General features: G+C 69.3%; 8 protein-coding genes. 3 read left to right on the forward strand and 5 right to left on the reverse strand.

The genetic code is table 11. The annotated features are described in order from the left end of the window. Positions 1-36 precede the first annotated feature (36 nt). Positions 37-858, forward strand: coding sequence for an SDR family NAD(P)-dependent oxidoreductase (locus AVL59_RS28410; protein ID WP_067309922.1), 822 nt, complete (start codon positions 37-39; stop codon positions 856-858). A 71-nt stretch (positions 859-929) separates the two neighbouring features. Here AVL59_RS28410 and AVL59_RS28415 read toward each other — a convergent pair whose 3' ends face one another. The 4 genes from AVL59_RS28415 to valS form a co-directional block, all read right to left on the reverse strand. Then, complete coding sequence (locus tag AVL59_RS28415; RefSeq protein ID WP_067309924.1) at positions 930-1,730, reverse strand: thioesterase family protein; 801 nt, start codon at positions 1,728-1,730, stop codon at positions 930-932. A gap of 191 nt (positions 1,731-1,921) precedes the next feature. Next, positions 1,922-3,064: a DUF3103 family protein gene (locus tag AVL59_RS28420; protein ID WP_067309926.1), complete on the reverse strand. Its 1,143-nt coding sequence runs from the start codon at positions 3,062-3,064 to the stop codon at positions 1,922-1,924. A 209-nt stretch (positions 3,065-3,273) separates the two neighbouring features. Next, the gene (locus tag AVL59_RS28425) at positions 3,274-5,334 is read right to left on the reverse strand and encodes a tetratricopeptide repeat protein (protein ID WP_067309929.1); all 2,061 of its coding nucleotides are present in this window, start codon (positions 5,332-5,334) and stop codon (positions 3,274-3,276) included. Positions 5,335-5,680: 346 nt separating this feature from the next. Beyond that, entirely contained in the window at positions 5,681-8,239 is a 2,559-nt protein-coding gene (valS, locus tag AVL59_RS28430) for a valine--tRNA ligase (RefSeq protein ID WP_067309932.1), read from the reverse strand. Between the two features lie 214 nt (positions 8,240-8,453). On the opposite strand from valS, the gene AVL59_RS28435 reads away from it, so the two are divergent. Together AVL59_RS28435 and AVL59_RS28440 are read left to right on the forward strand one after the other, a co-directional pair. After that, positions 8,454-9,677, forward strand: coding sequence for a serine hydrolase domain-containing protein (locus AVL59_RS28435; protein ID WP_067309935.1), 1,224 nt, complete (start codon positions 8,454-8,456; stop codon positions 9,675-9,677). A gap of 273 nt (positions 9,678-9,950) precedes the next feature. After that, positions 9,951-13,043: a CHAT domain-containing protein gene (locus AVL59_RS28440; protein ID WP_159400104.1), complete on the forward strand. Its 3,093-nt coding sequence runs from the start codon at positions 9,951-9,953 to the stop codon at positions 13,041-13,043. Here AVL59_RS28440 and AVL59_RS28445 read toward each other — a convergent pair whose 3' ends face one another. Then, positions 13,044-13,673, reverse strand: a complete 630-nt coding sequence (locus AVL59_RS28445; RefSeq protein ID WP_067309941.1) for a hypothetical protein — start codon at positions 13,671-13,673, stop codon at positions 13,044-13,046. Positions 13,674-13,786 lie beyond the last annotated feature (113 nt).

A 13,786-nucleotide genomic window follows, 5' to 3' on the forward strand; every position in this document is an offset into this window, starting at 1 on the left:
ATCACTTGTGATCTCGGAACAGAAGGCTGAACTGCTGTGACAGACAAGCGTGTTGTCATCGTGACCGGCGCCGGTTCCGGCATCGGCGAGGCCACTGCCCGGCTGCTGTGCGAAGAGGGGCACCATGTGGTCGCCTCCGGGCGTCGGGCCGAACCGTTGCGGCGCCTGGAGGAGGAGACCGGCGCACTGGCGTATCCGGCCGACGCGGGCGATCCCGCTGCCGCGGAAGGTCTCGTCCGCGCGGCCCTCGACGCCCATGGGCGACTCGACGGTCTCGTGCTCAATGCGGGCATCGGACGCGGCGGCACCGTCGCCGACCTGTCACTGGCGGACTGGGACGACGTCATGCGTACCAATGTCACCGGTCCGCTGCTGCTCCTGCGCGCGGCGATCCCCCATCTGCTCCGGGCGCGAGGAGCGGTCGTCGCCGTCGCGTCGGTCTCCGCCCTGCGCAACGGCCGGAGCAACGCCCCGTACGCCGCGTCCAAGGCCGCCCTGCTGCAGCTGTGCCGTTCCGTGGCCGTCGACTACGGGCGTCAGGGGGTGCGCTCCAATGTCGTGTGCCCCAGCTGGGTGCGGACCGAGATGGCCGACCGGCGCATGGCACGTTTCGCCGAGGAAGCGGACCTGAAGGACGGCAGCGTGGAGTCCGCCTACGAGGAGGCGACCAGGCTCCTGCCCATGGGGCGGCCGGGCGAACCACGTGAGGTCGCCGAGACCATCAGCTGGTTGATCTCCCCGGCGGCGTCCTATGTCAACGGCGCGGTGCTCACCGTGGACGGCGGGGCGACGGCCCTGGATCCCGGCACCCTCGCGTTCGACCACCACATCACACCGCGCGGCGGCACGGACCTCTGACAGGGGAAGGACGAACACCCGCCGCATCCCATACGGGTATCGCCGTCGTCCGGGGCACGCCGCCGGCCGGCTCAGCCGCGCGCGGCCACGTACAGGGTCTGGGTGCTGCGCCCGAGCGGGCCCTTCTCGTCGTGGAGGGCGGATTCGGCGAGGCCGATGCCCGCCCCGTCCACCATCGACCGGGCGTCCAGGCAGACCCACTCGCCCTCGGGGTGGCGGTGCAGGCTGACGGTGAGGTCGGTGTTGATGAAGACGTATCGGTGGTAGTCCAGCTCGGTGCTGACTCCGTTGCCCGAGTCGGCGGCTGTCAGCACCCGGCTGAGCGGCGTGATCTCCTCGCCCGCGACCAGGGGGACCCTCATGCGCATCCACGCCGTCGCCGGGCCGGGTTCGAGGAACGAGCCGGCGGTGAAGCGGACTTCCATGGCGGTGTGGTAGCCCTGGTCCCATGGGACCGGGAAGAACGGTTTCAGGTCTCCGGTCCCGGGACCGGGCACCTGCCGGCCCGGCGTCACCTCGGGCACCGCGTCCTGCGCCGTCTTCATCAGCAGGACCGTCGCCCGCATGACTTCCTCGCCGCCGTCGGGCGTCAGACCGACCTCCACGAGCTCGACGCTGCGCCCGGACCGCAGCACACGCGTGGTCACGGTCAGCGGCCGGATCGGGACAGGCCGCATGATCTCGTAGGTGAGCCGGGCGACCCGCATCTCCGGGCGTCCGTCCGGCCGCTGCTCCACGGCCAGTCCGAGCAGAGCGGCCGGCGGGCCGGCGTGCTGGGAGTCGGCGTCCCAGGGGCCGCGGGTGTACGCGGTGGGGAGAAACCGGCCGGGCGCTTCACGCTCGTAGAAGGCCTCGACCTGCGACGTCGGCATAGCTGTCCTTCTCTGTCGCGCGGACTGTCCACCGACCATGTTACTAAGCGCTTGCTCGCTACCAGGAAATCTCGATGTCGACACCCTCGCGGGAGACGGGCACCGCGATCACACACCTCGCGACTCCCGGCAATCCCGCCAGGCGCAGTCGCCCCTCCCCCGCACAAGGACCCGTTCGGCGCGCGCGAGGGTCAGAACTGCTCGACGAAGTACGGTTCGACGGTCATCCAGCCGTTGCCCGAAGCACCGTTCAGCCGGCCGGTGGAGTTCTTGGACAGGGTGTACCAGGACTCCACGTAGTCGGGGTCGTCGGTGAACCAGGAGTCGGGCACAGCGCTCAGGACCGCGTTCACCAGCGGGATGTAGGCCCCCTGGTCCGCGACGGTGAGCAGGGCCGTGGTGAGCGCCTGGGCCAGCGCCTTGTAGTTGGTGCCGTCGTCGTCTTCCATCATGACGACGTCGGCGAGGTTGTACTTGTAGTTCGACCAGTTGACCAGGATCTGGTTCGGGTAGTAGACAGTGTTGTCGTAGTCCAGGTACGGCATGTCGACCGAGTCGACCCGCGCCTTGCCGTCCGGCCCGAAGCCGGTCACCAGCGAGAACATCTCGGCCGCGCCCTTGAACCAGGGCTCCTCGTCGTCCTTCACCTCGACGGCCGTGACCTTGGTGGCCCACCAGCCCTCCGTGTCGGGGGTGTTCGCGGACTTCGGCGTATCGAGATCTTTGCCGGCGAGGGCTTTGTGGAGCACCGCGAGTCCGGCCCGGTGGGCCTTGGAGACGTCGATGTCCAGGATGTACAGGGGACGCTCGGGCACCCGGGCGGTGTCCACGGCATGAGCGCGACCCCGGCTGTCGTATGCCGTCAGGGCCTTGGCGTGGCCGTCGGCTGCCGCGACGGCGACCCACGGGGTGATGCCGGCCCTCAGTCGAGGGCGCATGGCGGGCGCGCCCAAGCGCATACGCAGCAGCGATCCGGTCGAGGCGGGTAGGCCTTTCAGGCCCACGATGCGGCGGTTCGCGGCGGCGACGGCGGTGTGCAGGCGCCTCCCCGTCGGGTCGCCGGCGGCTCTGCCGGCCAGGTTCTGCAGGTCCACGTCTTGTGCGCCGAGCACGGCCTCGCGCACCCGCTCCCTCCACCGCGAATGACGGAGCGAGGAGGCCAGTGACCGTGCGATCCCCCGCTCGGCCTCGTGGACCGGGGATGCCCGAAAGGCCGCGGCCCGGCCGCTCGCATCCGCCGCCGTCGAGGCGATCGCGGGCTGGGCAGTGCCGACGACGACGCACAGCATCATGCCGATCAGGGTGCCGCGCCGCTTGACTGTTCTGCTCACCATGCTCCTTCGGTATGGGTGGCGGCCGCACCCTCATGGAGGACGGCCACCCTCGACTTGATGCGTTCATGACATTATGTGGCTCAGTGGATGAGCCACTGAGGCAGTGAAGCAGTCCCCGAAGGAAGCGTCAACTGCCCGAGAAGGCAGGCTCGTTGCCGCTCAGGTCGACCGCGAGGCGCCATGGAGAACCTTGCTGTGAGAGGCTCTCTTCATCGCTGTCGCAGCTCGTCGAGCATGGTCCTTGCGAGATTGATGTGGCGATGTTCCGGCTCGAGAACGCGCTGCGCGTCGCGGAGGACCTGCGTGAGCTCCTCGCCCGCCTCCCCGGTGCGGCCTTCGGCAATCAACGCCTGGCACCTTTGCAGGCGCGTGTGTACGACGTGCGGATGGTCGGCGCCGAGGACACGGCTGCGGTCGATCACCAGCTGGGTGAAAGCGGCCGCCGCTTCGGCCGTTCGGCCTGCCCGGGCGGCGAATGCCGCCTGAGTGCTGACGATGGCGAGCGTGTGCGGGTCGTCCGGCCCGAGGCATCGTCGCGCGTCCCGCAGAAGCCGCCGCAGCTCCAGTTGGGCCTCGGCGAGATCTTCGTGAAGACTGGAGAACCAGATGAGACTGCGCCGGGTGGCCAGGACTTGAGGATGGTCCGGTCCCTCCACCCGTAATCGGTCCGCCAGGAGAGCCCGCAACTGCCGGACCGCGGCCTGGGTGTCACCCGCCTCTCCGGTGAAGTAGGCCTGCTGGTGCAGGGCGGCCAGCGTGTCGGTGTGCGTCGGTCCCAGGGTCGCCGTCGTATCCACCACCAGTTCACTGAATGCGGCCCTGGCCGCACGGGTGTCCCCGGCCTCCCCCTTGAAGAACGCCAGCTGATGCCGGGCGGCGAGCGTTTCGGGATGGCGGGGACCGAGTTCGGAACGCCTGCGTCGTACGACGTCCTCGAGATTCCGGACCGCCTGGCGCGGCCGGCCGTGATCTCCGACGGCGATCGCCAGCAGGAAGTCGGCGCCGGCCGCTCCTCCCGCCCGGGCCCGTTCGAGAGCCGCGACCGCACGCGAGAGCCGGCTCGCCTGATGGGCGACCAGCCCCATGTCGTAGGCATCAGCGGGCTCGACTCGTGTCAGCAGCGCCTCCCACAGATGGTCCGGCACCGGAGGCAGTCCTGGCGTGTTCAGCAGATAGTCGAACGCCAGGTACCCCTGGCTGTAATTGCCGACCAGCAGCCCACTCGTCGCGTAGGCGGCCTTGCAGGCCCATTGCATCGCTTCTTCGAAAGGCTCGGGCTGCAGATCCGGCCCTCCGCGCTCGGCGAGATACGGCGGATGGAGCTCTTGGAGCCACTGTCTGCTCACCGGGCGCCGCAGTCCCGACCGGCGGCAGTCGACGGCCACGGCCACGACGGCCGCGCCACGCGGGTTGGCTCCGGGCGCCCAGGCGTTCTCCCAGGCAGCGAGCAGTTCAGGGCCGGCTGCGACGACCTCCGCGACCCCGAACCGGTCGCAGCTCTGCAGAGCGAGTCTGATCCGGGGGTCGGCCTGATGTGCCGCGGCACGTCGCTGTTCCGCCGGCGACCAGTGGCGAGCGAGGCGGATCTTCCTCGCCCGGTCCAGCACCTCCCGCTGAACCCGCCATGCGTCCCGGTCGGATCCGGTGAGCCTGCTCTCCTCTCGGGCGTCATAACGGCGGTACTCCTGCGACCGCATCGTCGCCAGCACCACGGCACGGCCGGAGCGTCCCTGGAGCAGCCCGGCCAGCATGGAAGTGGTCACGCCGTCGGCGCCCAGATAGTTTTCGAGATCGTCCAGCCACAGGACAGCGCGTCTGCGGCGCCGGGCCACCTCGATGGCGGCGGCGAGAGCGCTCCTGGTCAGGGGGCGCACGAAGGCGTGCCGGGGGAAGAGCGACCGGGCGACCTCGTAGGCCAGACGCGTCTTTCCGGCGGTGGACTCGCCCACGATGAGCACGAAGCCACCCTGCGCCAGCGCTTCCCGCAGCAGCGGCTCGGCGTCACGTTCCACATACGGGGGTGCCGACCGAGCGTGCTGTCCGTCCGCGAAGTGCACGCCCGCCAGTTCGGGACGGTCCAACTGGTGGAATCTGGGGATGCGTCCCGACGCGGTCCGCAGCAGGGCCGCAGCCTGCGGACCGGACCGCTGCGGCCGCAGATGGTCCGCCACGAGGCTGTACACAGCGGTGACGGCCGCACCGATTCCGGTGGCGAGCGGACCGGTCGTCCAGGTGGCGGCGAGTCCCAGTGCGCAGGCTCCGATCCCCACAGCCGTCAGGTACTTCAGCCAGCCCCGACGCCGACCACCTTCTCGGTGAAGATATGGCAACACGCTGCCCCCATTGCGTGATGTGGCTATCCATTGTCATCACCACGTCGGCCATGTCGACACTCCGTCCGTGCCCGCCCCGGATGCGGGTTCCGGAACGACCTCGCAGATCCACCGCCGCCCGTGGCGATGACGAACGTGTCGCATCCCAGGCGATGATGTGCGGCTGTTCTACGCCGATCCACCGAGTACGACTACCTGGACGACGATGTGGTCGATGACGGACGACGGGGTCGGCCGGGGGCCTGCCGCGGCCGACCCCGGTGAGGGTTCGGGAACGGCGCGGTCACAACCTGACCGCTACCGCCAGTCCGGCGGCCTCGCGGACGGCGGGCTTCATCTCGGCGATCCGGCCGGCCGCCCGCAGATCACCCGCTGCCAGCTTCACCCGCTCCCACACGGCCGGCGAGGCGCTGATCGTGGCAGCGGCCACCTCGGTACGCATGGACGCCCGCGCCTCGGACTTGGCTTTGCGCACCGCGGCGATCACCTCCGAGGCCACGTCGAGCACCGACCGGTCGGCTGCCCCGGCCTGCTCGCGCAGCTGCGCCGCGTCGGGCCAGGGCGCGCGGTGCACCGAGCCGTCCTGCCACCAGGACCACACCTCTTCGGTGGCGAACGGCAGAAACGGCGCGAACAGGCGCACCAGCACCGAGAGCGCGGTGCGCAGCGCGACCCGGGCCGAGTCGGCGCCCTCCGGGGAGCGCTCACCGTAGGCGCGGATCTTGACCAGCTCCAGGTAGTCGTCGCAGAAGCGCCAGAAGAACGCCTCTGTCCGCTCCAGCGCCCGCGCGTAGTCGAACTCCTCGAAGGCGTCGGTGGCGTCCTGGACGGCGTCGGCAAGCTGGGCGAGCATCGCCCGGTCGAGCGGCTCGTCAACCGTGCTCGCGTCCGCGTCGGGCTCACCACTGCCCAGCACGAACCTGCTCGCGTTGAGGAGTTTGATGGCCAGTCGGCGGCCGATGCGCATCTGCCCGGTGTCGAAGGCCGTGTCCGTGCCGGGCCGGGCGCCGACCGCCCAGTAGCGGACCGCGTCGGAGCCGTGCTGCGCGAGCAGGTCGGACGGGGTGACCACATTGCCCTTGGACTTGGACATCTTCTTGCGGTCCGGGTCCAGGATCCAACCGGAGATCGCCGCATGGCGCCATGGCAGCAGGCCGTGCTCGCTGTCCGCGCGCACCACGGTGGAGAACAGCCAGGTCCGGATGATCTCGTGGGCCTGGGGCCGCAGGTCCATCGGGAAGACCCGCTGGAACAGGTCGTCGTCCCGTCCCCAACGCCCGGCGATCTGCGGGGTGAGTGAGGAGGTGGCCCAGGTGTCCAGCACATCGGTGTCGCCGAGGAACCCGCCCGGCACCCCGCGCTGCTCAGGGGTGTAGCCGTCGGGGGTGTCGGTGCCGGGGTCGATCGGCAGCCGGTCCTCGGAGGGCACCAGTGGCCGATCCCAGCGCGGGTTGCCGGTGTCGTCCAGCGTGTACCAGACGGGGATCGGCACACCGAAGTAGCGCTGCCGGCTCACCAGCCAGTCGCCGTTGAGGCCGCTCACCCAGCTGTCGTACCGGGCCTTCATATGCGGAGGGTGCCAGAGCAGCTCCGTACCGCGTTCCAGCAGCTTGTCGCGCAGCTGCTGGTCCCGGCCGCCGTTGCGGAGGTACCACTGGCGGGTGGTGACGATCTCCAGGGGCTTGTCGCCCTTCTCGTAGAACTTCACGGCGTGGACGATCGGCCTGGGCTCGCCCAGCAGCTCCCCGCGTTCCCGCAGAAGCGGGACGATCCGCTCCCGAGCCGTGTGCGGAGTGGCACCCGTCAACCGCTCGTACGCCGAGCGGGCGGCATCGCCGTCCAGGCCGGGCGGTGGCTCGGCCCTGAACCGGCCGTCCCAGCCGATCACCGGCCGGGTGGCCAGCCGGAGTTCGCGCCACCACACCACATCGGTGGTGTCGCCGAAGGTGCACACCATGGCCAGGCCGGTGCCCTTCTCCGGGTCGGCCAGCCGGTGTGCCACCACCGGCACTCGGACGCCGAAGAGCGGGGTGGTTGCGGTCCGCCCGAAGAGGGCCTGGTAGCGCTGGTCGTCCGGGTGAGCGACCAGCGCCACGCAGGCCGGCAGCAGCTCCGGGCGGGTGGTGGCGATCTCCAGGTCCTGCCCGTCCGGGCCGTGGAAGACCAGATGGTGGTAGGCGCCGGGACGTTCCCGGTCCTCCAGCTCGGCCTGGGCGACAGCGGTGCGGAAGGTGACGTCCCACAGGGTGGGGGCCTCGGCGAGGTACGCCTCGCCGCGGGCCAGGTTGCGCAGGAAGGCCCGCTGCGCGGTGGCGCGCGCCGCGTCGTCGACGGTCTGGTAGGTCATCGACCAGTCCACGGAGAGGCCGAGCCTGCGCCACAGCTCTTCGAAGGCCTGCTCGTCCCGCGCTGTCAGCCGCTCGCAAAGCTCGATGAAGGTACGGCGGGAGACGGCGATCTGCTGCTTGCCGGGGTGCTCGGGCGGGGTGAAGTGCGGGTCGTAGGGCAGCGAGGGGTCGCAGCGCACCCCGAAGTAGTTCTGCACCCGCCGCTCGGTGGGCAGGCCGTTGTCGTCCCACCCCATGGGATAGAAGACGGCCTTCCCGCGCATCCGCTGGTAGCGGGCGACGGCGTCGGTATGCGTGTACGAGAAGACGTGACCGACGTGCAGCGAGCCGCTGACCGTGGGCGGCGGAGTGTCGATGGAGAAGACCTGCTCGCGCGGCCGGCTCCGGTCGAAGGCGTATACGCCGGTCTCGTCCCAGCGCCGCGACCACTTCTCTTCCAGCCCGTCGAGGGAGGGCTTCTCGGGCACGTCGGAACGACGAGGCGTGTGCGTCATGCCACGACATGCTAAGGACGGGTCGTCCTCGAAGCGCGCCCTTTTTGTCTGCGCCGTCACGAGCAGCTGCTCTCGCGACTCGGGTGGTGGTGATGGGCGGTGCCTGCTCCGGGGGGTTTGCCCCCCGCCGGCCCCGGTGGCCTGCGCCATGTCGGCGAACACGATCGCCCGATTGACTGTGGTCTCGTACTCACGACGACGGGGAGGGCGTTCCATGACCATGCGTGCGAGGACGTTCGGGGGTGTCGTGCTGGCCGGTGCCCTGCTGGCCGCGGGCTCGACGGCGGCGGCCGTCGTACCCCACACGCCGCCGCGGCAGCACATGGCCGCAGACTCGGCCTACTCCGCGGCTGAGCTGCGGCGGGACGTGGCCCGGGTTCGGCAGGCGGGCGGCGGGGACGTGAACGTGGTGGCCCGGGTCGACAGGCCGGGTGGAGCGCTCCAAGCCCGCAGCGGTACCGCAGCCGCGGGCTCGGCGGCGCCCGTGCCATGGGGCGCCGAGTTCCGCATCGCCAGTACGACCAAGACGTTCGTGGCCGTCGTCGTGCTCCAGCTCGCCGCCGAGAAACGGCTCTCACTGGACGACACCGTCGAGCACTGGCTGCCCGGCACCGTGTCCGGTCATGGCAACGACGGACGGCGGATCACCGTGCGGGACCTGCTGCGGCAGACCAGTGGGCTGTTCAACTACACGGAAGATCCCGGCATCCAACGGCTGCTGCAGCACCCGGACGCCAACCGGTACAACGACACCCCGCCCGCCGAACTCGTCGCCATCGCGATGAAGCATCCGCCCCTGTTCACCCCGCGGCCTGGTGGCCGTCCGCGCTGGGCCTACTCCAACACCAACTACCTGCTGGCGGCGATGATCGCGGAGAAGGCCGGCCGAACGGACTGGCGGGAGCTGGTCGAACACCGCGTCATCGCCGGGCTCGGACTGCGCCACACGTCGATACCGGGAGCGAACCCGTTCCTCCCCGAACCGCACGCGCGGGTCTACCTCACTACCGCCGACGGTGCACGGCTCGACATCACCGACCACAGCTTCCAGCACACGGCTGACTCCGGCATCGTCAGCACCACCGCAGACCTCGACACATTCTTCCGGGGGCTGGCCGACGGCAAGCTCCTGCCGGCCGCGCAATGGCACGAGATGCGGCAGACCGTCCGCCGCACCGACGACCCCGAGGACATCAAGGAGCAGCCCTTGGGTGACTACGGCCTCGGCCTGCGCACGATCCCTCTCTCGTGCGCAGGCTCGTACTACACGCACGAGGGCGACGGCCCGGGTGTCTACACCCGTCCCGCCGTCACCGCCGACGGGCGGCGCGCCGTGACCGTCTCCATCACCACCACGTCCGCTCCGGCGGACCTGCCGACCCTCAACAGGGCCACCAACACCCTGATCGACCACGCCCTGTGCGGCGACACCGACTGATCCGGACCTGACCTGCCTTTCGCCCGACAGGCACGATCCGGCGGAATACATCAATATCTCACTTCGGACTCCGGGTGCTTCAAGGTCAGGAACACTCGAACCATGTCGCGGGCGAAGGCAACCGGCTCTCTGAACATCGGGCCGCCATTCGACGATCTGCTCTTCTTGGCGAGGAGGGTTGCCAACAGAAGCGTGTCGGAGCAGGCCGCTCTTGCACATGTACGCGAGGAGTCTTTCCCGGATTTCCCCGCGAACGCCTTGGACGAATGCCTGGTGGCCGCCATCAGCGTGATGGACGGAAATCCCGATCTTGCCTACCACTGGTGGCGGTTGGTTGTGGCCATGACCGAGGCGAAGTGGGGGCGGGACCGCTGGTCCCCGTGGTGGGACGCGGCGGACCGGTTCGTCGAGATCACCCGCAGAACCCTGCTCCCCCGGCCGTGGGGCAGCCGTCTGCGCCAGGCACTGCACACCGCCGACCTGCAAGCGGAAATCCTGGAACGCACGCTCACCGAGTTCGCCCGGCACAACGGTCCGCACTCCGGGCGACGCAGCAGGGCGACCGCATCGGAGCGGGCGGAGCTCACCGAGACTCGGCTGTCCGCCGCCTGGCTGCTGGCAGGGCCGTACTGCGGCAAACTGGATCCCGACGATGTCCCGGGCTCGTTCGACCGGTGGACGGATCCGTTCCGGCTACGGATCACGAGGGTGCTCGCTGTCCGAACACTCGGCGAATCGGGCACCGACGAAATGGACGAGTCGATGTGGAACCCCGATCACGACCGTTCCATGCCCGAACCACAGGCGGCGCTCGAAGAGGCGCTGGCTCTTCTCGACTCGGCTCTGCGCGAGGCACCGCAGGCACTGCGGGGGCGGTGCCAGCTCAAGCGGTTACAGGTGCTGTCCCTGCTGGCACGAGTCGATTCCGAACGCGAGGACGCGTACTGGGAGGCCGCGTCCGAGGCGGTCGGCGAGGTCTGGCACACCGTCAACCGGGCAGGATTGCTGGACGAGTTCTTTCGAGCCGTAGGCTCAGTGGTCCGTCGGCTGGGCGTATCCGAGCCGTTTCGTTTGAAGGCTCTGCTCCCGGTCCCGTTGTCGCGATTGCGCAGGGAGGCCCACGGCACCCGTCTGCTCGGTCTGTTGGCGGACGTCGTCCTGTTCATCGAGGATCGTGGTGATCTCCGGGAGATATGGGCGACGGTTCACGCCGTTGTGGGAGAGAACCAGTATCTGGACGTCGCGCCATGGGTGTGCCGGAACCTCGCACACCATCTGCCCGGAAACCACCTGCGCTGCCCTCGCACCCCTGTCGGCATCGCCGAACTCACCGCCAGGGTCGAAGAGATGTGTCGGCACAAGGGCGCGTCCTCCGGCGATCGAGCCGCGACGCTGGTGCACGCCGCGTTGCACGCCCGTACCGAGGACGTGGGCGAGGTCGTGACACTGCTCGACATGATCTTCAAGGTCGACCGGAAGTTCCGCGACACGTACGCCTGGCTTCTGGACTGCCTCCTGGCGACCTACCGGCAACGCTACGTCGCCTGGCTGCGGGACCAAGGCCGGCATCTCCAGGCACTCGTCGAGTGCGCCCTCGCGGCCGAAGGCGCTCTCCGCCAAGCGGCGCGCCACCTCTCGCCCGGGTACGTCGCCGATGTCGCCAACCAGGCCCTGGCGTCGGCCGACCTGGCGGCACGGGACCATGACCGGCCGGACTTCGACTTGACCTTCGTCGTGATGCTGCTCCTGCGGGCAGTGGAACCGGTCGTCGGGGCCCTCGCGGGCCCCCAGGACGGGCGGAGTGACCTCGTACGTGACCTCGGGCAGGAGGTCGCGCGGCTCGTGACCCGCACCGAGTCGCCCTCGCTGATCGCCGCACAGCACCTGCTGTTCAAGGGCTACGGCTTCCGGCTGCTGGTACAGCAGCCGGGCCCCCGTCCGCTGACTCCGTCGGTTCAGCACCTGCACGAGATGATCGCCGCTCGCGAGGCTCTGGACGGCCCCTATGTGCCGGACCGGCTGGGCCTCTTCGACGACGGGGCGTGGGCGCCTGCGGAGACATCCGGCCTCTTCTACATCAACTCCCGTGACATCGCCCCGGGAACGGATGCCGAGGCTTCCTGCGGGAACCTCCGAAAGGTCGCCGATCGGTTCATCAGCATCCACATGCTGCACGGCCCCCACCGGCCGGCGTTCGAGGAAGCGACCCGACCGGACCTGTTCGAGATCGCCGAGCTCGGGGACAACGGCCTCGACGATGGGACGGTCCTGCTCTCCCTCTTCCTCGCCGACCACCTCGACCTCACCGCCTTCAGGCGTGCCAGAGGCGCTCCGCTCGTCTCCTGCCATGTCACCACAGGGGAGGTGACGGGCAACGTCGTCGAGCTTCCCGTGCATCCTGGTCTGACCAGGGCTCATGACCACGCGCTCAACGTCACCCACGCGTGGAGCTGGATGGTGCTCCCTGTCGCGGAAGTGCGTGAGGAGGTCAACGTCGACCCGGGGGGAAGCCCGGTGACGTTACGAGGTGCCGAAGTACTGGAACGGCACTTCAGACTCAGTGGCACAACCAAGGACGACCTCCGGCGATGGCGGGCGGAAGGCAGGAAGCACCTCTGTTTCTGGCCGCACGGTCCGTTGCACTACCTCCCGTTCCATCTGCTGCACGTGGACGGGCGCCCGCTGGCTGACGACTGGGTCGTCACCACCGTTGCCGCCACACCACACTGCTCGGCACGAGGCACGGATACGGCGGCATCCCGCACGCACCGTCTCCTGATCGCCGGCTCCGCCACGGGGGGCGTCATGTACGGACTGCCCGAGCAACCGCAGATCAGGAGGCACGTACACAACCTGTCCGCGCGAATCCCCGGCGCTCGAGCGCTGGAGGACGGCATGACGACACCGCGCGCCCTCATGGCAGCTCTCCAGGGCATCGACTACCTCCACATCGCGGCCCATGGCTCGCACGACGTGGAGGCTCCCTGGTACCAGTGCCTCTACCTCGATGCGGAGGACGGCGCCGATGGCCGTCTGTTCGCGTGCCAGATTCTCGGCCTGGATCTGCGGGGCGTCGCGCTGGTGACGCTGAGCGCCTGTGAATCGGCCCTGGGCAGGTACGACCTCAACGACAATCTGCGTGGGCTGCCTGCGGCCTTCCTGACGGCAGGCGCGTCAACGGTGATCGGCGTGCTCTGGCCGGTCACCGCGCCGGTCGCGACGCTCTTCTACGAAGAGCTCTACCGCTGTCTGCTGGCCGGCGACGCGAAGAGGGATGCTTTCCGACGTGCTCAACAGGCCACCCGCGCCGCCCACCCGGAATACCGGAACTGGGGTGCGTTCACGCTGATCGGCGACTGGCGGTGATCAGCGGCACGGTATGACGGCCAGATGGTGCGGAAGCTGTGCGTCGTATCCGATGATGCCGAACCGCTTCCGGCGGATGCTCACCGCCGCCGACAACCGGAAGCTGCCCGCCGCACCCACGGGCAGCTCCACAGTGGCGAGCAGTTCGTGGGAACCGTCCAGGTCTTGGTGGGGCGTCTGCCGGAACTCCCATTGGACGCTGGTCGTGTCGATCCCCCGGGCGAGGAGGAAGGGCTCCTCCTGTTCGTACTGGGAGCCCCGCTGGCCCTCCGGCTTCAGCACTCCGAGGCCCGCCTTGACGTTCAACGAGGTGTGGCGAGTGACCGCCTTGGTGAGCCGCAGTGGGGAGGCATCCCGGAACAGCAGCTCCGAGGTGTCACCGGCGTCATCGATCGCAGCGGTCACTGTCACATGGCGGATGGGCTCGCCGGGCTTGGGGCACAACGACAGATGCACCACGAGTCGACGGAACTCCACCCGGCCCTGCCTTTCCGCGGCGGAGAAGCGGATGTGTTCGGGTGCGTTCTGCAGATCGAGTGGATACGTGAGCGGGCGCCCGAAGTAGAACACGCCTCGCTCCGGCTGATCGTCCTGAGCACCGTGCAGCACCGGTCGGGGGACCAGGTCCACGGGGACGAGTTCACGCGAGTTTGCCGAGTCTTCCAAACCGACCCCCCAAGTGCGACGGCACGAAATCCCCCACGCAGTGTAACGAGCCAGGAGCGGAAAGGAGCTGAAAGCCG

The organism is Streptomyces griseochromogenes (genome assembly GCF_001542625.1).
Lineage (GTDB): Bacteria > Actinomycetota > Actinomycetes > Streptomycetales > Streptomycetaceae > Streptomyces > Streptomyces griseochromogenes.

Excerpts from the sequence above, each read along its gene's own strand:
- AVL59_RS28415 (WP_067309924.1), bottom strand. The coding sequence starts at position 1,730 with ATGCCGACGTCGCAGGTCGAGGCCTTCTACGAGCGTGAAGCGCCCGGC.
- AVL59_RS28420 (WP_067309926.1), bottom strand. The coding sequence starts at position 3,064 with ATGGTGAGCAGAACAGTCAAGCGGCGCGGCACCCTGATCGGCATGATG.
- valS (WP_067309932.1), bottom strand. The coding sequence starts at position 8,239 with ATGACGCACACGCCTCGTCGTTCCGACGTGCCCGAGAAGCCCTCCCTC.
- AVL59_RS28435 (WP_067309935.1), top strand. The coding sequence starts at position 8,454 with ATGACCATGCGTGCGAGGACGTTCGGGGGTGTCGTGCTGGCCGGTGCC.